The sequence below is a fragment of the Corallococcus sp. CA054B genome (assembly GCF_003611625.1).
Taxonomy (GTDB): Bacteria; Myxococcota; Myxococcia; order Myxococcales; family Myxococcaceae; genus Corallococcus; species Corallococcus coralloides.
Genome location: NZ_RAVY01000029.1, coordinates 26,277 through 51,933, shown reverse-complemented (window position 1 = coordinate 51,933; position 25,657 = coordinate 26,277). Strand labels below are relative to the sequence as shown.

Sequence of the window (25,657 nt, the reverse complement as noted above, 5' to 3'; positions counted from 1 at the left end):
CGTGAGGGTCTCCCTGATGATCCCCTTCTCCGTCCTCGACCTGTCCCCCGTCATCTCCGGGGGCGACGCCGGCCTTGCCCTCCACAACAGCCTGGACCTGGCCCGCCACGCGGAGGCCCTGGGCTACAAGCGCTTCTGGCTGGCCGAGCACCACAACATGACGGGCATCGCCAGCGCGGCCACGTCGGTGGTCATCGGGTACGTGGCGGGGGGCACGAAGACGATTCGCGTGGGCGCGGGCGGCGTCATGCTGCCCAACCACGCGCCGCTCATCATCGCGGAGCAGTTCGGCACCCTGGAGACGCTCTATCCCGGCCGCATCGACCTGGGCCTGGGCCGCGCGCCGGGGACGGATCAGCGCACCTCCGCCGCCCTGCGCCGGGGCCTGGGCGGCGCGGACAGCTTCCCGCAGGACGTGGTGGAGCTGCAGAACTACTTCAAGGACCCCACGCCGGGGCAGGCCGTGCGCGCGGTGCCGGGCGCGGGCCTGCACGTGCCGCTGTGGCTGCTGGGCTCCAGCACCTTCAGCGCGCAGCTGGCCGCGGCCCTGGGGCTGCCCTTCGCGTTCGCGTCGCACTTCGCGCCCGCGCAGATGATGAGCGCGCTGCACCTGTACCGCACGCAGTTCCGCCCGTCGGACGTGCTCCAGAAGCCGTACGCGATGATTGGCGTCAACGTCTTCGCCGCGGACACGGACAAAGAGGGCCAGCGCCTCTTCACGTCGCTGCTCCAGGCCTTCGTCAACCTGCGCCGGGGCCGGCCGGGCCCGCTCCTGCCGCCGGTGGACAGCCTGGACGGTCAGCTCAACGAGATGGAGCTGGCGGAGATCGAACACATGCTGGCGTGCACCGTGGTGGGCTCGCCGGACAGCGTGCGCGAAGGCCTCCAGTCCCTGCTGGAGCAGACCGGGGCCGACGAGCTGATGGTGACCGCGCAGATCTTCGACCACGCGGCGCGGCTGCGCTCCTTCGAAATCGTCGCGCAGGTGCGCGAGCAGCTCACGGCCGCTGGCACGCGGCCCGCACCGTTCCCGCAAGCCGCGCGATGAGCTGGGCGTCGTGGCTGCCGAAGACGCGGCGCGATCCGCCCGGCAGCCCCAGCACCAGGTAGTGGGTGTCCTCCACCACGAGCAGCGCGGCCATGGACGCGAAGAGGCCCAGGGCGGTGACGGCGAGCCCCGCCTCGTACGCGCCCTTCAGCGCCGACACGCTGACGGACAGCCAGGACAAGAGCGGCAGCCCCAGCGCCCCGGCCAGCCCCACCGCGAGCAGGTAGGGCCACACCTTCGGGGTGCGGCGCGCGGTCTCCACCTGGAGCACGTCGCGCAGCGCCCAGCTCTGGCCGCCCACGACGAGCCGCTCGCCGGTGACGCGGACCTGGCCGGCCTGGAAGAGGGAGGTCGCCCCCACGTCCGGCACCGGAGCCAGCAGCGGCTCCGGCGGAGCCACCGGGCGGCGCTCCGCCTCACGCAGGGGGACAACGGGACGCAGCACGGTGACGACGGCCATCGGTTCACCCATGGGGGATCTCCAACAGAGGAAAGTGCGAGCGCAGGAGGGCGCGAAGCTCATCGAGCGGGCGGCCCAGCGCGAAACATGCCCGGGCCCCCTGACACAGGGCGCGGGACACCAGGCGCTCGTCCGCGAAGGGCAGCAGGACGACGACGGGCGCGGCGGCGGCGCAGTCCCGCGCGTGCGTCAGCACCGGGAGGATGGCCTCCCCGCGCTCCACGTGCGCCAGCACCAGGTCCGGCCGGGCCGCGTCCCCCGCGTCCAGGAACAGGGCGATGCCCAGGTCGCCCAGCACGTCCGCCAGCAGCGAGGCCAGGGACTCATCCGCACCGAGCAGCAAGGCCCGGGTTGTGCGCAGGGACACCACGGTCCCACGTCACAGCAAGCTACATGCCGGAACCACCGCCCCCCGGGGCCACCGGGTGATCACCCGAGGACCGTGGCAATCCGCCAGCCCCCCGTGGCGCATTGCCACGCCCTCGTCAGGGGCCAGGGTGGGATGCGCCTACCGCTCCCGCTCGCGACGATGGATGGTGGACACATCGATGCCCAGCAGCTCCGCGGCGCGGGTCTTGTTCCCGCCGCAGTGCTGGACCATCCAGTGGATGTACTCCCCCTCCAGCTTGCGCAGGGTCCACACGCCCTCCTGCGCCTGGGCCAGAGGGGTCGCCTCTTCCGCCGTCGGCATCGGCGCGTGGGGACGCAGGTCCTCCAGCGTCACCGTCTCCCGGGGGACGAGCACCACCAGCCGCTCCACCAGGTTCTCCAGCTCGCGCACGTTGCCCGGCCAGGACATGGCGCCCAGCGCGGCCACCACCTCCGGTGACAGCGACGTCACGCGGGAGCGCGGGTTGCGCGCCCGGGAGCGGGCGGTGAAGTGCTCCACCAGCTGCGGGATGTCCTCCCGGCGCTCCTTCAGCGAAGGCACCCGCAGCGTGACGACGTTGAGCCGGTAGAAGAGGTCCGCGCGGAAGCGCCCTTCCCTCACGCGCGCCTCCAGATCCTGGTGCGTGGCGGCCACCACGCGCACATCCACCGTGCGGCTGGCATCCGAGCCCACCGCGCGCACCTCGCCGTCCTCCAGCACGCGCAACAGCCGCGCCTGGAGCTCCGTGGGCATGTCGCCAATCTCGTCCAGGAACAGCGTGCCGCCGTGCGCCTCCACGAACAGTCCGCGCCGCACGGACGTGGCCCCGGTGAAGGCGCCCTTCACGTGGCCGAACAGCTCGCTCTCCAAGAGCGGCCCCGGCAGCGCGGTGCAGTTGACGGCGACAAAGGGGTTGGACGCGCGCGGGCCCTCGACGTGAAGGGCTCGGGCCACCAGCTCCTTGCCGCTGCCGCTCTCGCCCCGGAGCAGCACCGGGGCCGCCGCGTGCGCCACCCGGTCGATGAGCTCGTACAGCCCGCGCATGGGCGCGCTCCTGCCCACCAGCGCGCCCAGGCCGGAGCGCTCCTGCGACGCCTGCTTCAGCGCCCGGTGCTCCGCGCGCAGCCGGCGGTCCTCCAGCGCTCGGCCCAGGTACAGCCGCACCTCGTCCAGGCGGAAGGGCTTGGTGAAGTAGTGGTACGCGCCCCGGCGCATCGCCTCCACGGCGCTCTCCACGCCGCCGAAGGCCGTCATCAGCAGCACGGGCAGCTCCGGGTCCACCGCGCGGGCGGCGTCCAGCACGTCCAGCCCGTCCACCTTCTCCATGCGCAGGTCGGTCAGCACCGCGTCGTACACGCGCGAGCGGATGAGCGTCAGCGCCTCCTGCCCGCCCGTGGCCAGGTCCACCGTCCAGCCCGCGTCGGCCAGCGGCTCCTGGAGCATGCGCCCCATTTCCACGTGGTCGTCCACCACGAGGATGCGCGCGTCAGACGGCAAGTCGCTCGGCATTTCGTTCCTCTGGGACAGCGCGGGCCACCGGCCACAGCACGGTGACGCGGGTGCCCTGCCCCGGCGTGCTCTCCAGCTCCACCCGTCCGCCGTGGTTGCGCACGACGTGGGCCACCATCGTCAGCCCCAGCCCCGTGCCCTGACCGCGCTTCTTCGTCGTGAAGAACGGATCAAAGACCTGGTTGAGGCGCTCCTTGGGAATCCCGCACCCGTCGTCGCGCACGGTGAGCGCGACCAGGCCCCACGTGCCCTCCTCCGGGCCCGCGAGCGCGGAAGCGGTGACCTCCACCCTGCCGCCCTCGCTGCACGCATCGCACGCGTTGAGCGTGAGGTTGAGCAGCACCTGCTGGAGCTGATCCGCGTCCGCCGCCAGCGCGGGCACGGACTCCGGCACATCCACGCTCAAGCTCACCCGCCGCCGCTCCGCCTCCACCTGCAACAGCTCATGCACGCTCCGGACGAGCGGCCCCAGCGCCACCGGCCGCACCATCGCCGGTTGCAGGCGGGAGAAGTCCAGCAACTGGCGCAGCGTGCGGCTCACCCGGTCGATCTGCTCGACGATGACGCCCAACCCCGGACCTTGGGGATGCGAGGGGCCCAGCTTGCTCTGCACGTACTCCGCCCGGCCGCGCACCACGCCCAGCGGCGTGCCGATTTCATGCGCGATGCCCGCCGCCAGCACGCCCACCGTGGCCAGCTTCTCCGCGCGCAACAGCTGCGTCTCCAGCGCGCGAACGTCGCTCAGGTCCTCCACCACCAGGAGCGCGCGCGTCTCCTCCTTCGGGTCCTCCGCGGTCAGCGGCACCGCGTGCAGGTTGTACGTGCCCTCCTCGCCAAAGAGCGCCAGCGGTTCGCCCAGGAGACTCAACGGCCGGTCCTCCTGCCGCGCGGACACCACCAGCGCGGACAGCCGCTCCACCACCGGCGCAGGCGCCCCGGGGAACGCGGACGCCAGCGGCGCGCCCGTCACGTTGCCGGGCACGCGCGAGCGCAGGGCCTGGTTGACGGCGCTGATCCGCCCGTCCTCCGTCAGCGCGAGGACGCCCGTGGGCAGGTGGTCCAATATCTTCCGCGTCCGGTCATGGAGCGCGGCGAGCTGGGCCGCGTGCCGGCGGCTCTCCCTCAGCGCCACCGCGCGCCGCCGCGCCAGCACCACGTACACCGCGAAGGCCACCAGGAAGAACGCCACCAGCGCGCCAGCGCCCAACAGCCGCACCACCAGCGACTGCTCGTGCGAACGCAGCGCCGCGGTGGACACCAGCGTCGCCACCGCCCAGTGACTGCCGCCGCGCATGCGGATGGGCGTGTAGACGGCCACCACCTCCGAGCGCCCCAGCCCCAACCGCTCCGCCTCCTGTTCGGACAGGGGCAGCATGCCGCGCGCGCCGGCCTTCAGCCGGGACACCAGGAACGCGAAGCCCGGCACGCCCGAGTCCTTCTGGCTCGCGCGGCTGAACCACTCCGCCAGGACCGGGTCGCTGGCGGGCGTGGGCTGGCCGTGCGTGCCCACGAGCAGCATCCGCGCCTCCAGGTCCGACGTGACGATGCGCAGCGGCGCGAAGAACGACTCCGTGTCCACCAGCACCGCCACCGCGCCCTCGGGCTTGCCGTCCGTCGCGGGCAGCGCCGTGGCCAGGATGCGCAGCCAGCCGCCGTTGGCCGCGTCCAGGACGGGCGACGTGGTCAGGTCCCCCGGCGGACGCATCAGCGCGCGGCGCGCCGTGCCGGCCATCTCCGCCACCAGCCCCTCGCGCGACACCTGCGGGTCCGGCTTGCGGTCCAACAGCAGCAGCCGCTCCGCGCCGTCGCCGTCGTACGCCGCGATGGCCTTGTACTGGCCCACCGCCTCCAGCAGCGCGCGCAGCTCCCGCCGGTGCTCCGCCAGGCTCCCCGGCTGGGACATCAGCTCGCCGGCGAAGCGCAGGTTCTTGCCCACCTCCTCCAGCGAGTCCGTGACGCCGCCCACCGCCTCGTCCAGTTGCTTCTGCCGGTCCCCCGCGAACTGCTCCACCAGGGTCGTCCGGCTGCGCTTCACGAGCGTCCAGACCCCCACCCCCACGCTCGCCAGCGCGGCGCACAAGAGGAGGATGGGCAGGAGCGTGGACCGCATGGATGACCCGCAACCTAACCCGTTGGGTGGTCCCAAGTCCTTGTTTCCAAAAGCTTTTATCCCACCTGCCCGCCGGTACTTGCCCGTTGACGAACCGCGTCGCTGAGTGCTACCTACCGGTCGGTAGGTCAAGTGACCTACCGGTCGGTAGGTGGTTTCAGCCCGGCAGGAGCAGGCAGGCCGGCGAGGGAAGGCACGCATGACACCCACGGGGCGCAAACCGGACGAGGGCGAGCGGTACAGGGCCATCCTGGAGACGGCGGCGCGGCTCATCTGCGAGCGCGGCTACGAGGGCACGTCGATGCAGGAGATCGCCGCCGCGTGCCGGATGACCAAGGCGGGGCTCTACCACCACATCCAGAACAAGGAGCAGCTGCTCTTCGCCATCATGAACTACGGCATGGACGTGTTCGAGGAGCAGGTCCTCGCGCCCGTTCAGGACGTGGCGGATCCGGTGGAGCGGCTGCGCCAGTGCATGCGGCAGAACATCCACCTGGTGACGAGCGGCCGCAGCAAGGAGGTCATCATCATCCTCCACGAGCACGCCACGCTCACCGGTGAAGCGCGCGAGTACATCGACCGGCGCAAGAAGCGCTACGTGCGCTTCCTGGAGGACGCGTTCGCGGAGGCCAACCGCCTGGGCCGCCTGCGCGGCGTGGTGGACCCCACCGTCGCGGCCTTCTCGTTCCTGGGGATGATTCTGTGGGTCTACAAGTGGTTCAAGCCGGACGGCCGCCTCACCGAGGAGCAGATCGCCGACGGCATGGTGGAGCTGCTCTTTCCCTCCGCCGCTTCGGCCGTGAGCGCCCCGGCCCCTTCGACTGAAGACGCGCCCGCGCTGCGCATGGTGCCGCGCGCCGCTTCCGGTTCCAGCTCCGGTTCTGGAGGGGAGCCCCAGTGAACCGCGCCCGTTGGAGTTCCCTGTCGGAGGCGGTGGCCTCCATCCCGGACGGCGCGTCGCTCGCGGCCGGCGGGTTCATGCTGGGCCGCGCGCCCATGGCGCTGGTGCTGGAGCTGGTGGCGCAGGAGAAGCGCCGCCTGCAGCTCATCTCCCTGCCCAACCCGCTGCCGGCGGAGTTCCTGGTCGCGGGCGGGTGCCTCCAGCGCGTGGAGCTGCCCTTCGGCGCGCTGGTGCTGGAGAACCGCGTGCGTCCCCTGCCCTGCCTCAAGCGGGCCATCGAGGCGGGCGAGATTGAGTGGCGCGAGCACGACGGCTACCGCGTGGTGCAGCGGCTGCGCGCGGCGTCCATGGGGCTGCCCTTCATCCCCGCGCCGGACGCGGACGTGTCGGAGCTGGCGGAGGTGGACGCGCCGCGCACGGTGGAGGACCCGTTCACGGGCCGCCGCGTGCCGGTGGAGCCGGCGTACTACCCGGACGTGGCGCTCATCCACGCCCGGGCGGCGGACGACAAGGGCAACCTGCTGATTGAGGACCCCACCACGGACCTGCTCGTCGCGGGCGCGGCGAAGCGGATCATCGCCACGGTGGAGGAGCGCGTGACGAAGCTGTCGCGCGTCACCATCCCCGCCTTCCAGGTGGAGCGCGTGGTGCTCGCCCCCGGCGGTGCGCTGCCCACGGGCTGCCTGGGCCAGTACCCGCATGACGACGCGATGCTCGCGGCCTACCTGGCCGCGGCGGATGCGGGCGACGCGAAGGGCTTCCTCATGTCGCTGCGCGCGACGCGGAGCGCGGCATGACGACGACGACGGTGGACGCGACGCCCGCGGAGACAGTGGTGTCGCTCCTGGCGCGGGAGATTGAAGACGGCTCGGTGGTGGCCACGGGCGTGGCGTCGCCGCTGGTCATCCTGGCCATCGCGGTGGCCCGGGCCACGCATGCGCCGGGGCTGACGTACCTCGCGTGCGTGGGCTCGTTGGATCCGGCGCTGCCGGAGCTGTTCCCCTCGTCCGAGGACCTGCGGTACCTGGACGGCCGGTCCGCGGAGGTGAGCATCGCGGACCTGTTCGACCATGCCCGGCGCGGCCGGGTGGACACGGTCTTCTTCGGCGCGGCGGAGGTGGACACGGCGGGCCGCACCAACATGACGGCGTCCGGCAGCCTGGACAAGCCGCGCACCAAGTTCCCCGGCGTGGCGGGCGCGGCCACGCTGCGCCAGTGGGTGAAGAACCCGGTGCTGCTGGTGCCCCGGCAGTCGCGCCGCAACCTCGTCCCCCAGGTCCAGGTGGCCACGACGCGCGACCCCAGCCGTCCGGTGCGGCTCATCTCCGACCTGGGCACGTATGAGCTGGGCGGACCCCACGGGGCGCGGCTCCTGGCGCGTCACCCCTGGGCCACGGTGGACGGCATCACCGAGCGGACCGGCTTCGAGTTCGCGGTGCCGGACGCCCTGCCCGTCACCTCCCTTCCGGACGCGCGCACGGTGTCGGCCATCCGCGCGCTGGACCCCCGCAACCTGCGCGACGCGCTCGTCGGCGGCTGAAGCACATCTCCCCAAACCTTCAAGCAGCACGGAAAAGAGGCACCGCATGGAAGCCGTCGTTCTTCGCCAGTTCGGGAGTGCAGAGAACCTGCGTCTGGAGACCGTGCCGGTTCCCCGGCCGGGCAAGGGCGAGGTGCTCCTGAAGGTCCACGCGTGCGGCGTCTGCTACCACGACGTCATCAACCGCCGCGGCAACCTGCCCCGCACGCACGTGCCCGCCATCCTGGGGCACGAGGCCGCGGGCGAGGTGGTGGAGGTGGGCCCGGACACGGTGGGCTGGAAGGTGGGCGACCGCGCGGCGACGCTGCAGCGCATGTCCTGCGGCGAGTGCGCGCTGTGCCTCTCCGGCCGCAACAGCCTGTGCAAGACGGACAACCGCTTCTTCGGCGAGGAGCTCCAGGGCGGCTACGCGCAGTTCATGGTGGCCCCGGTGCGAGGCCTGGGCCGCGTGCCGTCCGACCTGCCCTGGGCGGTGGCCGCCACGGTGTGCTGCACGCTGGGCACCGCCGTGCACACGCTGCGCACTCGGGCGAAGGTAAAGGCCGGTGAGACGGTGCTGATTACGGGCGCCAGCGGCGGCGTGGGCCTGGCGGCCGTGCAGCTGGCCAAGGTGGACGGGGCGCGCGTCATCGCCATCACGTCCGGCGAGGCGAAGGTCGCGGCCCTCAAGGAGGCCGGCGCGGACGAGGTGATCGTCTCGCGCGGCCTGGACTTCGGGTCGGAGGCGCGCAAGCGCACGCAGGGCCAGGGTGTGGACGTGGCGGTGGAGATCGTCGGCAGCGCCACCTTCGACCAGACGCTCAAGGCCATGGCGCCCGGCGGACGCGTGGTGGTGGTGGGCAACCTGGAGTCGGGGGTGGTGAACCTCAACCCGGGCCTGGTCATCGTGAAGGAGCTGGAGATCCTGGGCGCGTACGCGACGACGCGCGAGGAGCTGGACGAGTCGCTGAGGCTGACGGCCAAGGGCCTCATCCGCCCCTTCGTGTCGGAAGAGGTGGCGCTGGCGGACGCGGGCCGCGCGCACTTCCGCCTGGAGAACCGGGAAGTGGCGGGCCGGCTGGTGCTGGTGCCCCCCGCGGCCTGAGGCCGTCTGGATTCGTGACCTTTTGATTTTGAGGAGCTCCCCATGAAGAAGCGGGTTGGAATCGAAGCGCTGGCGGTGGCGGTCCCCCGGCGGTACGTGGACATTGAGGACCTGGCGCGGGCGCGCGGCGTGGACCCGGCGAAGTTCACCGCGGGCCTGGGCGCGAAGGAGATGGCGGTCAACGACCCGGGCGAGGACTCGGTGTCGCTGGCGGCCACGGCGGCCGCGCGCCTCATCCAGCAGCAGGGCGTGGACACGTCCAAGCTGGGCATGCTGGTGGTGGGCACGGAGACGGGCGTGGACCACTCCAAGCCCATCGCGTCGCACGTGCACGGCCTCTTGAAGCTGCCGCGCGGCATGCGCACGTTCGACTCGCAGCACGCGTGCTACGGCGGCACGGCGGGCCTGATGGCGGCGGTGGAGTGGATTGCGTCCGGCGCCGCGGCGGGCCGCTCCGCGCTGGTGGTGTGCACGGACATCGCGCGCTACGGCCTGAAGACGGCGGGCGAGCCCACGCAGGGCGGCGGCGCGGTGGCGCTGCTGGTGTCGGAGACGCCGGACCTGCTGGCGGTGGACGTGGGGCTCAACGGCGTGAGCACCGCGGACGTGTACGACTTCTGGCGCCCGGTGGGCCGGCGCGAGGCGCTGGTGGACGGGCACTACTCCATCACCTGCTACCTGGACGCCATGGCGGGCGCGTACCGGGGCTGGCGCGAGCGCGCCATGGAGCAGGGGCTGGTGCGCTGGGATTCGAAGCTGCCCAGCGAGCAGCTCTCGCGCATCCTCTACCACGTGCCCTTCTGCAAGATGGCGCGCAAGGCGCACGCGCAGGTGCGGCTGTGCGACCTGGAGGATTCGGGCAGCGGGCCGGCCACGCCCGAGGCGCGCGACGAGGCCGCGAAGTCGCAGGCCAGCTACGACGCGCAGGTGGCGAAGTCGCTGGGGCTGAACGCGCGGGTGGGCAACGTCTACACGGCGTCGCTGTACCTGGCGCTCGCGGGCCAGCTGCACGTGGAGGGCGCGGCGCTGGCGGGCCAGCGCATTGGCCTGCTGTCCTACGGCAGCGGCTCCTGCGCGGAGTTCTACTCCGGGGTCGTGGGTGAGAAGGCCGCGGAGCGCATGGCCCGGGCGGACCTGGACACGGTGCTGGCGAAGCGCGAGCGCGTGTCGATTGAGGAGTACGAGCGGCTGATGAACCTGCCCTACGACGCGCCGGAGGCGATTGCGCCGGAGCCGGGCACGTTCCGGCTGGCGGAGATCCACGAGTTCCGCCGCAAGTACGCGGGCGCGTAGGCCTCGGCGGCTCAGGTGAAGCACCTACGGGCGGTGCGCGCTTTGCGGCGTGCATCGCCCGTTCGCGTTTCGCGCGGCGCGACTGGTAGCGTCGAGGGCTTCGAGCCCTGCTTCCGGGAGTCACGCATGAATGAACACCGGCTGCGTCGATTGTTCTCACGGGCCCTGACGGCCTCACTGGCCACCCCGCTGCTGCTCTCGGGATGTCAGAGCGAACCCGGAGTCCAGCCTCTCGCGCCTGCGTCCACGCCCAGGTCCGCGACCACTTCCAGGCCCGCGCCCGCGCTCGATGCTGGGCAGGCCGTGAAGGTCCCAGCCCCAGTGGCGCTTGACTGCTGGGAGGGAATTCCCCTGCCCTACTATCTGACGATCTCCCCCACGCCGGATTTCATCGAGCTGAGAGAGATTCATTTCATATGGACTGGCGCGGAAGACCCCCAGGTGGGGAGGAGCCTGGCCACCATCGGGAATGCCTGTCAAAGCGCGGCGAACAACAGCGTCTGTCTAGACGCGCTGAAGCACCTGGGCTCCAGCAGCGGTTTCCATACGCAGTGCGGCCAGCTGAACTGCCGCGGCTATTATCTCGCGGTCACGCGCGGTGATGAGGTGGCCGCAGTCAACTCGTTGCAATCCCTCCGGTCGCTGCTGGGTACCATCGACACCGAGCAGGAGGCGAGGCTCATGGCCTTCGCCGCTGGCTACCGCACGTGCCCCCGAGAGTCCCAACCGGAAGCCCCTGGAGTAACGGCCAGGCCCAAGGGCGGCTTTGACGTCATCGGATACACGGGCGGTATCTGCGACAGAGAAGGCCTCCTGCGGCACACGGTGAGGGTGGCGGCCTCCGGTAACGTGGCCGAAGTGAATCGCGAGGTTGCGCAGAAGGCACGCAGCGATTGTCCCGTCGTTGGGAGACGGCCCATCGGCCTCAATGAGCTGGAGACCAGCTCCGGCGATGACGCAAGAGGCCGCTACTTCGCGGACGTCGCCCGGCTGGAGGCCGCGTCCGTCCACGCGTTCCTGCGCCTGCGCGAGGAGCTGGCCCTGCACGGCGCGGACGTGGCCTTGCAGGACGCGGCGCTCGCCAGCGCGGTGGATGAGGTGCGGCACGCCGACGTCACCGGCCGGTTGGCCCGCCGCTTTGGCGCTGCCCCTCCTCCGCCCTCCGTCGCTGACGTACCGCTGCGTCCGCTGCTGGACGAGGTGCTGCTCGACAACGCCGTGGAGGGCTGCGTGCGGGAGACCTATGGCGCGCTGGTGGCCCACCATCAGGCGCTGCACGCGGAGGATGCGGAGATCCGCGAGGTCATGACGCGCATCGCGGAGGACGAGACGCGCCACGCGGGCCTGTCCTGGGACATCGACGCATGGGCCACGCCCAGGCTGTCCGAGGAGGAACGCGCCGCCCTTCGGGAGGCCCGGCGCCAGGCGCTGGCCGTGCTGCGCGCGGAGATGGCCGTGCCGCTGGATGCGCGCCTCTGCGCGGAGGCCGGCCTGCCTTCACCGTCGGTGGCACTGGCGCTGTTGGACTCGCTGGAGCAGCAGGAACTCTGGGCCTGAGCCGGTCCATGTCCCAGGCCGCCGGGGGCGCGTGTCCAAGGGGAGCGGGCCCGGTGCCCGCGCCTTGCCCTTGAGGGGACCATGAACGTGGATCGGCTGCGGTTTCTCTTCTCCCGTGCCCTGCGGGTCTCCCTGGCCACGCCCCTGCTGCTCACGGGATGCCAGGGTGAACCCACCGTGGAGCCTGCGCCGAAGCCAGAGCCCACGAAGCCAGGGCCCATCGACCTGAGCCAGCACTCGGACGTCGAGTGCGTGAACTCCCTCCCCGCCCTCACCGGGCTGGCCATCGATCCTCCGCCGGATGCACTCCAACTCCGCGTCGTCAACCACCGGACCCGCCCCCATGACGTCCGGCTCGTGACGTCGGAGGGCCAGCCTTGCGCGACGGCGTCGGATCCCCAGGCGTGCCTGGACCGCATCGAAGCGCTGGAGGTGACTCGCGGCTTCCCGCGCCTCTGTGGCTACAGCATGGAGTGCGTCGAGGGCTTCTTCGTCACGACCCTCGGCGACGAGGTGACGGCGTACACGACCGCGGACGCCGTCAGGGCCTTGCTGGGCCGTATCGACACTCCGCAGGAAGCCGCGCTCCTGGCCTATGCCTCGGGCTACGCCCTGTGCGGCCATCCGGCCTACGAGCGCGGGAAGGTGCGGGCCCTTCCGGACGGGACCTTCAGCGTCGTCAGCATCCAGGACTACGACTGTGAAACGAACGTGTACGAGACCCGGCACGACCTGAAGGTCACGCCGCCCGGTGTCGTGACGGAGGAAGGCACGTTCCCCCTCAAGGAGGGCACCCCCGACTGTGTCGTCGGCCGCAGGCCCGTGGGGCTCCAGCGCGGCCAGGCTGGAGGCTGCGAGGACTCCAGGGGCGGCTACTTCGCGAACGCCGCCCGGCTGGAGGCCGCCGCCATCCACGCCTTCCTGCGCCTGCGCGAGGAACTGGCCCTGCACGGTGCGGGGCAGGCGTTGCAGGACGCGGCGCTCGCCAGCGCGGAGGATGAGGTCCGCCACACCGAAGTCACCCTGCGGCTGGCCCAACGTTTCGGCGCCACGCCCGTACCGCCCGCCGTCACCGCCCTCCCGCTGCGGCCGTTGAGCGAAGTGCTGCTCGACAACACCGTGGAGGGCTGCGTGCGCGAGACCTACGGCGCGCTGGTGGCGCACCATCAGGCGCTGTACGCGCGCGACCCGGAGATCCGCGAAGCCATGGCGCGCATCGCGGAGGACGAGACCCGGCACGCGGGCCTGTCCTGGGACATCGACGCATGGGCCGCGCCCGGCCTGTCCACCAAGGCGCGGGCCGCCCTCCACGAGGCCCGGCGGCACGCCATCGCGGTGCTGCGCGCGGAGGTGGCCGTGCCGCTCGCCCCCGATCTCACCGCCGGCGCCGGGCTGCCATCGCCCGAAGTCGCGGCGGCACTGCTCGACTCGCTGGAGCAGTCGCTCTGGGCCTGAGGCGCTACAGCACCTCCGCGCGCAGGCCGGGGAACACCTTCCCCACCTTGCCGAGCAGGTAGTCCCCATAGGTGCCCTGGAAGCGGTGCACGCTCTGGCGGTCCCACCGCTCCGCGTGGTCGTCCGCCCCCGCGTCCTTCAGGGCGGGCGAGTCAATGGCGCGCACCTCCGCCGTCCAGTCCGGATCGAAGAAGAACGGCAGTGACAGCCGGTCGCGGCCCGCGAGGTTGAGCACCCGGTGCGGCGTGGAGCGGTACACGCCGCGCGTCATCCGGTCGAGCATGTCGCCGATGTTGCACACGAACGCGTTCTCCACCGGAGGAGCGTCCACCCAGCGCGTCTGCCCATCCTGGCGGGTCTTCACCTGGAGCCCGCCCGCGTCGTCCTGCTTGAGGATGGTGAGCACGCCGTAGTCGGTGTGCTCGCCCACGCCCCACACCGGCAAGCCCTGCGCGTCCACCTCCGGGCCGGGCGGGTAGTTGAAGATGCGGAACAGCACCGTCGGATCCGCCATGTACCGGGTGGCGAAGAAGTCCGCCTCCAGGTCCAGGCTGAGCGCGATGCCGGACATCAACGCGTGTCCCAGCGACGTCAGCGCCGCCATGTACGCCAGCACCGCGCCGCCCAGCCCCGCTGGCTCGAGGGGGGAACAGGTTCGGTCCATGCAGCGGAGTGCCGGCGCGAACACGAGGGTCGTCCGGCGGCAGCTCCGTGCCGAAGTACAGCCCCTCCTTGCGGTCCGGCCGGCCCGACGTGAGTTCCCCGCCCACGGGGAAGAAGCCCCGCCACGCCCTGCCCCCGAGCGCCATGCGCACCCGCTGCTTCTCCTCCTCCGGCCGCGCGAAGAAGTCCCGAGCCAGCGCCTCCAACCGGGTCTGAAGGCCCACGTCGACGCCATGGCCCACGACGTAGAAGAAGCCGGTGTTCCTACAGGCCGCGCCCATGCGAGCGGCGACCTCCCTTCGGGCCAGGGGGCTCGACGTGGGGTCGACGAGGGCTCGGACGTCGATGAGGGGCACGGTATCCATGGCGCGAACTCTAGCCAGAAGTGCGTTGCCCCATCCTGCGCGGAAGCAATGCTCCGGCGATTGCGTCCGCGGTCAGTCGGAGCAGGCGCGCCCACCACCGCCCCAGGGAGCCCAGGGTCCCGTGAACCAGTCCACCCGCCTTGCACTTCGCGCCGATAGAGCCGGAGGGAGGCAACGAAGCGCCCCCATTCGCCCGACAGTCAGACAGGTTGAGCGAAGCATCATCCGCCATGTCCCTCCCGGCGCTCCTTCCATCGTGTCCACAGGACGCGTTCCCTGGGACGGGTGAAGACAGCAGCGTCTCGTTGTCGGACTCAATGGGGCAGGCCTGGGCATGGAGACGGGGTGCAACGCCAAGCGCCTCGGTGTCCTCGACGGCTGGCTCAAGGCCGCCGAGGCTCCGTTCGTCCGTCGTGCCAGCCCCTGTCTCCAGCGCATCATCCATGAGGGAGTCCGGCACGGGGGCGCCGAGAGGGTTCTCATGGACAGTTGGAGTCTCGGGGGAAGCCTGCGCCTTGGGAGCAGGGGCGAAGGCATTCAGCACGAGCTCATCGCAAGCCTTCAGCAGCGCCGGCAGTTCCTGCTGAAGCGCCCGCACGTTACGCTCGGAAAGGGCCTGTCTCGCGCAGGTGGCCCACTGGCGCAGCGCCTCTCCGCCCAGGAGCGGCAGCAGCTGGGCGGCGCCTTCCAGGAATGCCCGCTGCAGGGACTGAACGAGGAGCACGTGCCCGGGCCGGCCCGCCACCCGGGCCGCCTGCCGTAGCAACTCGAATTCCACCTGCGCGCAGGTGGCCCCCGGCTCCCAGCGCGCCGCGTCCCAAAGCCCGAAGCACGTACTCCCCAGCCGGTCCAGGTCGAGGTCCGAGGCCCTAGCGCAGCAGTCGACCAGCAGCTCCACCAGCACCTGCCGCTTGAGGCTGAAGTAGCCCTCCAGGAGCCACCGGGCGTCCGGGTTGCGCGCGTCATGCAGCGCCAGGCCCAGGTTCTCCAGCGTCAGCGACTCATCCAGCGCCACCGCGCGAGTCCTGCGTCCGGGGTGCTGCACCACCAGGCCCCGTGCGGCTAACCGACGCAGCGCCTCGCGGATGGTGCCCCGGCTCACCCCATAGCGCTGCGCCAGCTTCGCTTCGGGGCCGAATTGCCCGCTCGGGTGCAGCCGTCCCAGCGCGATGTCGCGCTCGATTTGTGCCTCCACATAGGCCACGAGTCCTCCCCGTCCCATCCCCATTCCCCCTTCTCGTCCCAGCATCGCCATCCAACCACAGGGGTCTGACATGGACGTTGAGGGCCCACCCTCGGCGTCACTTGCCGGGCGAGCGCGCCCCCTGGGACCGGGCGGCGAAAAACCTGTCCGACTGTCGGACAGGTTTTGAGGCAACCGGCCCGGGCGGGCGCCTCCATCCGTGCACCATGTTGGCTGGCGTTTGAGCGCGCATGACGTTGTGCCCCTGTCGGTCTGGCGCAGCCTCGGGCCCCATGCGGCGGAAACTTGTCCGACAGTCGGACAGGTTTTGAGGCAATCGGGCCTGGGCGGGCGCCCTTGCGCTCACCTTGGTGTCCGCGCGCGCGCGACGTCTCGGCCCACTGCTGCGCTCCTCAAGGCGCGCCCTCGGCTTCAGGCGGAACGCCCCTGTCCAACTGTCGGACAGGTTTGGTGCTGCGCATTCGGCGAGTGCCTCTGGCCGTGGCCCCGCCTGGGTGTTCGCGCGAGAAGTCCGTCGTGGCCCACTGCTGCGCTCCGCGACGTCACTTGTTGTGGTGGACCCCTTCGGGTCGCGGCATGGGGCGATGCTCTACTGGCGCTCCCGTCAATGCTCCGGTGTTGGGAAGGCGGCAGGGCCAGGCACCTACGCCTGTCCGCATGAAGGCCACTTCCCGCTACCCTCGCGGTCCATGACCTCCGCTCGCGTCCCTGGCTCCCCGTTGAGGGTGGGCCTCCTTGGCTATGGCCTGTCCGGCTCGCGCTTCCATGGGCCCCTCATCGCCGCGGAACCCGCTTTCACCCTGGCTGCCGTGGCGTCGAGCCGCACGGAGGCCGTGACCCGCGACTGGCCAGGCGTTCGCACCGGCACTGTGGAGTCGCTGCTGGCGGATCCGGACCTGGACGTCATCGTCGTGTGCACGCCCAATGACTCGCATGCCTCGCTCGGGGGACAGGCGCTTCGCGCGGGCAAGCATGTGGTGGTGGAGAAGCCCTTCGCGCTGGACGCGGACGAGGCGATGCGGCTGGACGCGCTCGCGAAGGAGCGCGGGCTCTGCCTCACCGTGTTCCACAACCGGCGCTGGGACGGCGACTTCCTCACCGTGCGCCAGTTGCTGGAGCAGCGACGGCTGGGGACGCTCTACAGCCTGGAGAGCCACTTCGACCGCTTCCGGCCCCAGGTGAAGGATCGCTGGAAGGAGCAGGACGTGCCCGGCGGCGGGACGCTCTGGGACCTTGGCTCGCACCTCATTGATCAGGCCGTGCAGCTCTTCGGCCTGCCCGAGTCGGTGACCGCGGACCTGGGCCGGCAACGCCCGGGCGCGCAGGGCACGGACTGGTTCCACCTGGTGCTGCGCTACGGAGCACTGCGTGTGGTGCTGCACTCCGGATCCGTGGTGCACGCGCCGTGGCCCCGCTTCGTTTTGCAGGGCGACCGGGATGCGTACGTGAAGCATGCGCTGGATCCGCAGGAGGGACAGCTCGAAGCGGGCCTGCGTCCCGGCCATCCGGACTTCGGCCTTGAGCCCGCGGAGCGCCACGGCCGGTTGCTGGCCTCGGGGGAAACCATCGCCACCGTGCCCGGCGACTACGGCCAGTTCTACCGGCAGCTCGGCGCCGCCATCCTCCACGGCGCTCCCGTGCCCGTGACGGCGCTGAGCGCGAGCGAGACGGTGCGCGTCATCCAGGCCGCACTCCAGAGCGACCTGGAGGGCCGCCGCATTCCGCTGACTCCTCGCGACTGAAATCTCAGAGCGTCTTCTCCAACACCAGGAACGTGGGCGACGCGTAGCCCGCGTGCGTTCCATGGGAATGGAAGACGTAGCCCTGGCGCGCGTACCACGCATGGTGCGACGTGAGCGCGAGCCGCACTGACAGCCGCACGCGCGTCTGGCCCAGCTCGCGCGCTCGGGACTCCACGGCCTCCATGAGGCGCAGCGACACGCCCTGGCCCCGGTGCGAGGGCACTACCGCGAGCCGGTCCAGATACAGGTGGTCCCCCTTCGGATGGAAGAACACGCAGCCGAAGAGGATGCCGTCCGCTTCCGCGACGAAGGCGCCGCCGTCCGAAAGCTCGCGCCGCACCACGGCCTCCGTCTTGTCGTGCGCGCTGGAGGGCGGATCCAGGCGGCCGCGGTATTCCTCGAAGGCGTCGCGCAGCACTTGGGTGATCCGCTCGGCGTCGGTGGGCACGGCTTCGCGGATCCGGAAGGGCTCGGGCATTCCCGAAGTCTAGTGGAAACGTCAGGCGCAGGCGTTCCACCACCACGGTGAAACACCGCTGAAACATGTCACCAGAGACCGGGCGTGGAGTGGAATTCCCGCTCGGGCCTCACCGCCCGCACGGCCGCGCACCCGAGCGGGCTGACAGCCAGGCCCTCTCGCGCAAATCGCTGCGGCCATGTCGGAGTGCCTGTCTACTATCCCGCGCGCTCGCGAGTCCGGGAACCCGTCACATCTCCTCCCCGAGCGTTCGCAAGACCCCCTCCCAAGGAGTCTCTGGCCCATGGCTTCCACCCCTGAGCAGAAGCGCGCGCGGCTTGCGGAACTGCTGCGCGAGAAGCGCCGCCCCACGTCGCGGGTCCCTGCGTCGTTCGGACAGGAGCGCATGTGGTTCCAGGAGCGGCTGGCGCCCGGGCAGGCCGGATTGAACCTGCTCTTTTCCGTGCGGCTGGAGGGACTGCTCGATGTGCCCTCGCTGGAGGGGAGCCTGAACGAAGTGGTGCGCCGCCACGCGGTGCTGCGCACCACCTTCGTGGAACAGGACGGACGGCCATGGCAGCGCATCACGCCCGAGTTGGACGTGCCCCTGCCCGTGGTGCCGGTGGCGGATGCCGCGGAGGCCTGGCGCAGGCTGCACGAGGAGGCGCGCGCGCCGTTCGACCTGGCGCAGGGGCCACTGCTGCGCGCCGTGCTCTTCGCCGTCTCCCCCACCGAGCACCTGTTGCTGCTCGCGCTGCATCACACCGTGTCCGACGGCTGGTCCATGGGCCTGCTGGTGCACGAACTGGGCGTCCTCTACGAGGCCCTGGCTTCAGGCGGGACGCCGGTGCTGCCCGCGCTGGCGTTGCAGTACGCGGACTTCTCCGTGTGGCAGCGGGAGTCGTTGAAGGGGGAGTCGCTGGAAGCGTCGCTCGACATGTGGCGCTCGCGGCTGGATGCGCGGGCGGTCCTGTCGCTGCCCACGGATCGGCCCCGCTCCGGACAGCCGGACAGCCGGGGTGCGACCGTGTCCTCGATGCTGCCCGCCGCGTGGGTCCAGCGGCTCGCGGCCCTGGCGGCGCAGGAGGGCACGACCCTCTTCACCGTGTTGCTCACGGGCTTCAAGGTGTTGCTCCTGCGCTACTCCGGGCAGGACGACCTCACGGTCGGAACCCCCATCGCCGGACGCTCGCGCGCGGAGCTGGAGCCGCTGGTCGGGTTGTTCGTCAACACGCTCGCGCTGCGCACGTCACTTGTGGGGGATCCATCGTTCCGCTCGCTCATGGGCCGCGTGCAGGCGACGTCGGTGGAGGCCTTCGCGCACCAGGACGTGCCCTTCGAGAAGCTGGTGGAGGTGCTCCAGCCTCCGCGCCACCTGGACGTGCCTCCGTTCTTCCAGGTGATGTTCGTCCTGCAGAACACGCCCCTTCCCGCCGTGCACCTGCCCGGGCTGTCGCTGGACGCGCAGCTGGTGGACAGCGGCTTCTCGCAGTTCGACCTCACCCTCTTCGCCTTCGAACAGGCGGACGGCCTGCGCCTCACCGCCGAGTACCGCACTGCCCTCTTCGATGAGGCCACGATGGTGCGGCTGATGGGGCACCTGCGCGTCCTGCTGGAGGACGCGGTCTCCCGGCCGGATGCGCGCCTGTCCGAGCTGTCCCTCCTGGATGCGGCTGAACGGCAGCGCGTGCTTCATGCGTGGCGCGGGCCCCGGGAGGCGTTTCCTCGCGGGGTGCTGCTGCATCAGCTGGTGGAGGCGCAGGTGGCTCGCACGCCGGACGCGGTGGCCGTCACGTTCGGCGAGACGGCGCTCAACTATGCGCAGCTGGATGCCAGGGCCAACCAGCTCGCGTGGCACCTGCGGTCCATGGGCGTGGGGCCGGAGGTACGCGTCGGGTTGATGCTGGAGCGCTCGCTGGAGCTGTTGGTGGCGCTGCTCGCGACGTTGAAGGCGGGAGGGGCGTACGTTCCGCTGGATCCATCCCTGCCCTCGCAGCGGCTCGCGTGGATGTCCGAGGATGCCCGGCCCGCGGTGGTGCTCATCCAGGAGCGGCTGGTGGCGCGGCTGCCGGCCGGGGACGCCGTGCCGGTGCTCCGCCTGGATTCCCAGTGGGCGGAGGTGGCCCGGCGGCCGTCCGGGACGCCGCCTCCGGTGGCCTCCGAGGACGCGCTGGCGTACGTCATCTTCACCTCTGGCAGCACGGGCCGGCCGAAGGGCGCGATGAACGCGCACGCGGGCATCGTCAACCGGCTCCTGTGGATGCAGGGGGCGCTGCCGCTGTCACCGGGCGATGCGGTGTTGCAGAAGACGCCGTTCAGCTTCGACGTGTCCGTGTGGGAGTTCTTCTGGCCGCTGATGGCGGGCGCGCGGCTGGTGGTGGCTCGGCCCGGAGGACACCAGGAGCCGGACTATCTGGCGGACCTCATCGCTCGGGAGCGCATCACCGTCACGCACTTCGTGCCGTCCATGCTCCAGGCGTTCCTGGAAGCGCCCGGCCTGGAGCAGTGCGCGTCGCTGCGCCAGGTGGTGTGCAGCGGTGAAGCGCTGCCGCTGGAGCTGGCCGAACGTTGCCTGAGACGGCTGCCTCGCGCCCGGCTGCACAACCTCTATGGCCCCACCGAGGCCGCGGTGGAGGTCACCGCGTACGAGTGCGTGCGGGGCGCGCTGGGGCGCTCCGTGCCCATCGGGTATCCGGTGGCGAATACGGCGATCCGGCTGCTGGATGCGTCGCTGCGGCCGGTGCCCCAGGGTGTTCCCGGGGAGTTGTTCATCGGCGGCGTTCAGGTGGGGCGCGGGTATCTGGGTCGCCCGGACCTGACCGCGGAGCGCTTCATCCCGGACGCGTACAGCGACACGCCGGGAGCCCGGCTATACCGCACGGGGGACCTCGCCCGGTGGCTGCCCGATGGCGCCATCGAGTACCTGGGCCGGACCGACTTCCAGGTGAAGGTGCGCGGGCTGCGCATCGAGCTGGGAGAGATCGAGGCCGCGCTGGAGCAGCACCCGGCCGTGCGGCAGGCGGTCGTCGTGGCGCTCGCGGGCGTCACGGCGAGCGACACGCGGCTGGTGGCGTATCTCGTCGGGGGGACGGACGTGCCGGGGACGGAGGTCCTTCGGACGTTCCTCGCCGAGAAGCTTCCCGAGTACATGGTGCCCGGTGCCTTCGTCTTGCTGGAGGCCCTGCCACTGACGTCCAGCGGCAAGGTCGACCGCAGGGCACTGCCCGTGCCCGGCATCGCGTCGGGGGCGGCTCCGGAGTACGTCGCTCCGCGCACGCCTACGGAAGAGCGGCTGGCTTCGCTCTGGGCGGAGCTGCTGCGCGTGGAGCGCGTGGGTGTGCACGATGACTTCTTCGCGCTGGGAGGGCATTCGCTGCTCGCCACGCAGCTCCTTTCGCGCATCCGAGCGGCGTTGCAGGTGGAGCTGCCGCTGCGGGCGATCTTCAAGGCATCCACGCTCGCGGCCCTGGCTTCGGCGCTGGAAGAGGCGCAGGACCGGAGCGAGGGGCCCGAGGTGCTGCCCTTGAGGCCGGTGGGTCGAGAGGGCGAGCTCGCGCTGTCCTTCGCGCAGCAGCGCCTGTGGTTCCTGGAGCAGCTTCAGCCCGGTGGCGTTGCGTACAACCTGCCCGGGACCGTGCTGCTCGAAGGCGCGCTCCATGTTCCCGCGCTACGGCAGGCCCTGGACGCGCTGGTCGAACGCCATGAAGTGCTGCGCACCACGTTCGCTTCCGGATCCCATGGGCCGGTTCAGCGCATCGCGCCTCCGGCGCCCTGCCCGTTCGAACTCGTGGACCTGGATGACTTGCCGCTGCGGGACTTCGTTGCCGCGCAGGCGCAGCGGCCCTTCGACCTGGCGCGGGGCCCGCTCTTCCGCGCGGTGCTCGTGCGGATGGAAGAGACGCGGCACGTGCTGCTCGTCCTCACGCATCACATCGCTTCGGACGGCTGGTCCACGGGGGTGCTCGTGCGCGAGCTGGTCGCCCTCTATCAGGCCTTCGCTTCCGGCCAGCGTCCTTCGCTTTCGCCACTTCCCATCCAGTACGCCGACTTCGCCGCTTGGCAGCGGTCCTGGCTTCAGGGCGAAGTTCTCACCGCGCAGCTTGCGTGGTGGCGGGAGCAGCTCGCGGATGCACCTCCGCTCCTGATGCTTCCCACGGATCGGCCTCGCCCGGCGGTGCAGACGTTCTCGGGGGACTCGCTCGCGGTGCGGCTGTCCCGGAAGCAGACGGATGGCGTCCATGCCGTGGCGAGGCAGACGGGGTCCACCCCCTTCATGGTGCTGCTGGCCGCGTACCAACTGCTGCTGTCCCGGTATGCCGGACAGGATGACGTCAGCGTGGGCGCTCCTATCGCGGGCCGCACGCGTTCGGAGACGGAGGGATTGATCGGCTTCTTCGTCAACACGCTGGTGATGCGTGCGCGCATCGCTCCTCGCGCTTCGTTCCAGACGCTGCTGGCCCAGGTGCGCGCCTCGACGCTCGGCGCCTTTGAGCACCAGGACGTCCCCTTCGAGAAGCTGGTGGAGGAACTCCAGCCCGCTCGCGACCCGAGCCACACGCCGTTCTTCCAGGTCACCCTCACCCTCCAGAACGCGCCTACCGCGGAGTGGCGGCTGCCGGACCTCACGCTGCGCGAGCTACCTCCTCCCTTCACGCCGTCGAAGTACGACTTCAGCCTCATCCTGGAGGAGTCGGCGGACGGCTTCACCGGCAGCCTCCACTACAACACCGACCTCTTCGACCCGGGCTTCCTCCAGGGGTTGATGCAGGGCTACGCCTCGTTGCTGGAAGCGCTTCCCGGGCAGCTGGAGGTCCCGGTGGAGCAGCTGCCGCTGATGCCCACCGAAGTACGGCGTCAGGTGCTGGAGGACTGGAGCGGTATCTCAGCCGTGCAGGACTTCTCCGCGCGGTCCATCCCGGCCCGCTTCGCGGAACAGGTCGCTCGGGCTCCGGACGCGGTGGCGCTCGTGTCCGAGTCCGGAAGCCTGACGTACGCGCGGCTCGACGCGCGGGCGAATCAGCTCGCCCACCACCTTCGCGCCTCTGGCATCTCCGAGGGCAGCCGCGTGGCCGTGCTGTTGCCTCGCTCGCCGGAGCTCATCGTCTCGTTGCTGGCGGTGCTCAAGGCCGGAGCGGCCTATGTCCCCATCGACCTGAATGCTCCGCCCGAGCGCTGGTCCCTCCTGCTGGAGCAGTCCAGGGCGGGGATGGTCATCACGCTGGAGGCGCTCGCGGATGAGCTGCCTTCGTTGATGACGCCGCTGGTGCTGCTGGATGCGGATGTTTCCCGGCTGGCTTCGCTTCCGGAGACAGCGCCAGCGGAGCCGCGCGCGACAGGGGACCGGCTGGCCTATGTCCTCTTCACCTCGGGTTCCACCGGAACGCCCAAGGGGGTCTGTGTTCCGCACCGCGCCGTGTCGCGGCTGGTGGTGGACAGCGACTTCATGCGCTTCGGCCCGGAGGAGGTCTTCCTCCAGCTCGCGCCGGCCGCGTTCGATGCTTCGACGCTCGAAATCTGGGGCGCGTTGCTGCATGGGGCCCGGCTCGTGCTCGCGCCTCCGGGAGAGCTGTCCCTCGCGCGCATCGCGGAGGTGCTGACAGGGCACCGCGTCACCACGCTGTGGCTCACGGCCGCCCTCTTCGAACAGATGGCCGTGCACCACCCGGAGGCACTCGCTTCCGTGGCGCAGGTGCTCGCGGGAGGCGACGTGCTCCCGGCGTCCCGCGTGCGCGAACACCTGGCGCGGATGCGCCCGGGCGCGGTGTTGCTCAACGGCTACGGCCCCACCGAGAACACCACCTTCTCCGCCACGCACCGGATGCAGGCGGGCGACACCGTGGAGACCGCTGTTCCCATCGGGCGGCCGCTGCCCCACTCCACCGCCTACGTGCTGGACTCCGCGATGCGGCCCGTGCCCCCTGGCATGCCGGGAGAGCTGTACGTCGGCGGCGAGGGACTGGCGTGGGGCTACCTCCACCAGCCCGCGCTCACCGCCGAACGCTTCGTGCCCCACCTGTTCAGCACGACACCGGGGGCACGGCTCTACCGCACCGGCGACAGGACGCGCTGGCGCGCGGACGGGACGTTGGACTTCCTGGGGCGCACCGACTTCCAGGTGAAGCTGCGCGGCTTCCGCATCGAACCGGGTGAAATCGAAGCGACCCTGCGCGGACTGCCGGGTGTGCACGAAGCCGTGGCCGTGGTGCGCGAGGACATCGCTGGAGACAAGCGGCTGGTGGCCTACGTCGTCGGCGAGGCACTGGACGGCAGGGCCCTGCGCTCGGAGCTTCAGCCGCGGCTCCCCGACTACCTGATCCCCAGCGCCTTCGTGGTGCTGGACACCCTGCCGCTCAACGCCAACGGCAAGCTGGACCGCTCCGCGCTTCCCGCTCCCGAGGCCCCCGTGGCTTCGGCGGACACGTATGTCGCGCCTCGCGACGCGGTGGAGGAGCAAATCGCCGCGCTCTTCGCGGAGGTGCTGCACGTCCCTCGCGTGGGCATTCAGGATGACTTCTTCGACCTGGGGGGCCACTCGCTGCTGGCCACGCAGGTGGTGTCGCGCGTGCGCTCGACGCTGGGGGTGGAGCTGCCCCTGGGCGACCTCTTCTCCGCGCCCACGGTGGCGACGCTCGCGGTCCGTGTGGTGGCCCTTCGCTCCGGGGAGGACTCCCGGCCAGGGACGCCGCCGCTCGTGGCCATGCCGCGCTCCGATCCCGTGCCGCTGTCGTACGCGCAGCAGCGGCTGTGGTTCCTGGATCAACTCCAGCCGGGCAGCGCCTTCTACAACGTGCCCGGCATCCTGGTGCTCGATGGCGCCCTGGATGCCTCGGCGCTGGAGCAGTCCCTCCAGGCACTGGTGCGCCGGCATGAAGTCCTGCGCACCACGTTCGTGTCCGAGGAGGACTCGCCGGTCCAGCGGCTCCATCCCGAAGCGACGCTCACGCTGTCCGTCGTCTCACTGGAGTCCGTCCCCGGGGTCCACCGAGAAGCCGAGGCACACCGTCACGCCGCCTCCGAGGCCGCGCGGCCCTTCGACCTGGGCACCGGGCCCCTGGTGCGCGCCGTGCTGCTGCGGCTGGATTCACGGCGTCACTGGCTGCTGCTCACGCTGCACCACATCGTCTCGGACGGCTGGTCCATCGGCGTCTTCGCTCGCGAGCTGGGCGCGCTGTACCGGGCCTTCACTTCCGGTCAGTCCCCGGCGCTGCCGCCCCTGCCCCTCCAGTACGCGGACTTCGCGCTCTGGCAGCGCTCGTGGCTCCAGGGGGACGTGCTCCAGGCGGAGCTGGAGTGGTGGCGGCGGGAGCTCGACGGTGCGCCCACCGCGCTGGAGATGCCCACCGACCGGCATCGCCCCGCCTCGCAGTCGTTCCGGGGCGCGTCGCTTCCCGTGGCGCTGTCCCCGGACGTGTCCGGCGCGGTGAAGGCGCTGGCGGCCCGGGAGGGTGCCACGCCGTTCATGGTGCTGCTCGCGGGCTTCCAGTTGCTGCTGTCTCGCTACACGGGCCAGGACGACGTGCTCGTGGGCTCCGCCATCGCCAACCGCAACCGCGCGGAGACGGAGGGGCTCATCGGCTTCTTCGTGAACACGCTGGTGCTGCGTGCGCGCATCGATCCTCGCGCTTCGTTCCGGACGCTGCTCGCCCAGGTGAAGGCGACGACGCTCGCGGCGTACGCGCACCAGGACCTGCCCTTCGAGAAGCTGGTCGAGGGCATGCAGGGCGCTCGGGACCTGAGCCGGTCTCCGCTGTTCCAGGTGGCGTTCACCTTCCAGAACGCTCCCGTGGGCGCGCTGGAGCTTCCCGGCCTCCGCCTGGAGCTGCGCGGCGGAGAGCTGACCACCGCGAAGTTCGACCTGGACTTCAGCCTCCAGGAACGGGACGGCGCGTTCAGCGGCGA

General features: G+C 71.2%; 17 protein-coding genes and 1 pseudogene (1 of these 18 running past the window's edge). 10 read left to right on the top strand and 8 right to left on the bottom strand.

What is annotated here, in order from left to right:
• Positions 1–16 precede the first annotated feature (16 nt).
• On the top strand, positions 17–1,048 hold the full coding sequence (locus tag D7V80_RS10240) for an LLM class flavin-dependent oxidoreductase (RefSeq protein WP_120587975.1): 1,032 nt from the start codon (positions 17–19) through the stop codon (positions 1,046–1,048).
• Here D7V80_RS10240 and D7V80_RS10235 read toward each other — a convergent pair.
• The 4 genes from D7V80_RS10235 to D7V80_RS10220 form a co-directional block, all read right to left on the bottom strand.
• Positions 999–1,520, bottom strand: coding sequence for a DUF6232 family protein (locus tag D7V80_RS10235; protein WP_147447033.1), 522 nt, complete (start codon positions 1,518–1,520; stop codon positions 999–1,001). The two genes, D7V80_RS10240 and D7V80_RS10235, sit on opposite strands and share 50 nt — an antisense overlap.
• A complete protein-coding gene (locus D7V80_RS10230; protein WP_233585245.1) occupies positions 1,513–1,875 on the bottom strand; it encodes a DNA-binding response regulator in 363 nt (120 codons plus the stop codon). Before D7V80_RS10230 ends, D7V80_RS10235 begins: the two co-directional genes overlap by 8 nt.
• A 141-nt stretch (positions 1,876–2,016) precedes the next feature.
• Entirely contained in the window at positions 2,017–3,387 is a 1,371-nt protein-coding gene (locus tag D7V80_RS10225) for a sigma-54-dependent transcriptional regulator (protein ID WP_370452479.1), read from the bottom strand.
• Entirely contained in the window at positions 3,365–5,497 is a 2,133-nt protein-coding gene (locus tag D7V80_RS10220; RefSeq protein ID WP_120587972.1) for an ATP-binding protein, read from the bottom strand. The genes D7V80_RS10225 and D7V80_RS10220 overlap by 23 nt, the downstream gene beginning before the upstream one ends.
• Positions 5,498–5,696: 199 nt before the next feature.
• Between D7V80_RS10220 and D7V80_RS10215 the strand changes: the two genes are divergently transcribed.
• The 7 genes from D7V80_RS10215 (at position 5,697) to D7V80_RS10185 (ending at position 13,327) form a co-directional block, all read left to right on the top strand.
• Positions 5,697–6,398 (top strand): TetR/AcrR family transcriptional regulator, encoded by a 702-nt coding sequence (locus tag D7V80_RS10215; protein ID WP_120587971.1) that lies wholly within the window; start codon positions 5,697–5,699, stop codon positions 6,396–6,398.
• Complete coding sequence (locus tag D7V80_RS10210) at positions 6,395–7,195, top strand: CoA transferase subunit A (RefSeq protein WP_120587970.1); 801 nt, start codon at positions 6,395–6,397, stop codon at positions 7,193–7,195. Before D7V80_RS10215 ends, D7V80_RS10210 begins: the two co-directional genes overlap by 4 nt.
• Positions 7,192–7,938: a CoA-transferase subunit beta gene (locus tag D7V80_RS10205; protein WP_120587969.1), complete on the top strand. Its 747-nt coding sequence runs from the start codon at positions 7,192–7,194 to the stop codon at positions 7,936–7,938. The genes D7V80_RS10210 and D7V80_RS10205 overlap by 4 nt, the downstream gene beginning before the upstream one ends.
• A 46-nt stretch (positions 7,939–7,984) precedes the next feature.
• A complete protein-coding gene (locus D7V80_RS10200) occupies positions 7,985–9,022 on the top strand; it encodes a zinc-binding dehydrogenase (RefSeq protein WP_120587968.1) in 1,038 nt (345 codons plus the stop codon).
• 42 nt (positions 9,023–9,064) lie between these two features.
• Positions 9,065–10,315, top strand: coding sequence for a hydroxymethylglutaryl-CoA synthase family protein (locus D7V80_RS10195; protein WP_120587967.1), 1,251 nt, complete (start codon positions 9,065–9,067; stop codon positions 10,313–10,315).
• Positions 10,316–10,756: 441 nt separating this feature from the next.
• Positions 10,757–11,872, top strand: a complete 1,116-nt coding sequence (locus D7V80_RS10190) for a ferritin-like domain-containing protein (RefSeq protein WP_233585244.1) — start codon at positions 10,757–10,759, stop codon at positions 11,870–11,872.
• A gap of 81 nt (positions 11,873–11,953) precedes the next feature.
• Positions 11,954–13,327 carry a ferritin-like domain-containing protein gene (locus tag D7V80_RS10185; RefSeq protein ID WP_120587965.1) on the top strand — a complete coding sequence of 458 codons (1,374 nt, stop codon included), beginning with the start codon at positions 11,954–11,956 and terminating at the stop codon, positions 13,325–13,327.
• 4 nt (positions 13,328–13,331) lie between these two features.
• Here D7V80_RS10185 and D7V80_RS43615 read toward each other — a convergent pair whose 3' ends face one another.
• The 3 genes and pseudogenes from D7V80_RS43615 to D7V80_RS10175 all read right to left on the bottom strand — a co-directional run bounded on the left by D7V80_RS43615 (position 13,332) and on the right by D7V80_RS10175 (position 15,583).
• Positions 13,332–13,991, bottom strand: coding sequence for an isopenicillin N synthase family oxygenase (locus D7V80_RS43615; RefSeq protein WP_304987357.1), 660 nt, complete (start codon positions 13,989–13,991; stop codon positions 13,332–13,334).
• 37 nt (positions 13,992–14,028) lie between these two features.
• Positions 14,029–14,355, bottom strand: a pseudogene (locus D7V80_RS43610) (2-oxoglutarate and iron-dependent oxygenase domain-containing protein); the annotation flags it as partial.
• A gap of 10 nt (positions 14,356–14,365) precedes the next feature.
• Complete coding sequence (locus D7V80_RS10175; RefSeq protein WP_120587964.1) at positions 14,366–15,583, bottom strand: FadR/GntR family transcriptional regulator; 1,218 nt, start codon at positions 15,581–15,583, stop codon at positions 14,366–14,368.
• Between the two features lie 665 nt (positions 15,584–16,248).
• Here D7V80_RS10175 and D7V80_RS10170 point away from each other — a divergent pair.
• The gene (locus tag D7V80_RS10170; protein ID WP_120587963.1) at positions 16,249–17,301 is read left to right on the top strand and encodes an oxidoreductase; all 1,053 of its coding nucleotides are present in this window, start codon (positions 16,249–16,251) and stop codon (positions 17,299–17,301) included.
• A 4-nt stretch (positions 17,302–17,305) separates the two neighbouring features.
• On the opposite strand, the gene D7V80_RS10165 is transcribed toward D7V80_RS10170, so the two are convergent.
• On the bottom strand, positions 17,306–17,779 hold the full coding sequence (locus D7V80_RS10165) for a GNAT family N-acetyltransferase (protein ID WP_120587962.1): 474 nt from the start codon (positions 17,777–17,779) through the stop codon (positions 17,306–17,308).
• Between the two features lie 283 nt (positions 17,780–18,062).
• Here D7V80_RS10165 and D7V80_RS10160 point away from each other — a divergent pair, with 283 nt between their 5' ends.
• On the top strand, positions 18,063–25,657 hold the 5' end (the start) of the coding sequence (locus D7V80_RS10160; RefSeq protein ID WP_120587961.1) for a non-ribosomal peptide synthase/polyketide synthase. Its footprint extends 24,988 nt past the window's final position; 7,595 of the gene's 32,583 nt are visible here — the first part of the coding sequence; it begins with the start codon at positions 18,063–18,065; the stop codon falls past the right edge of the window.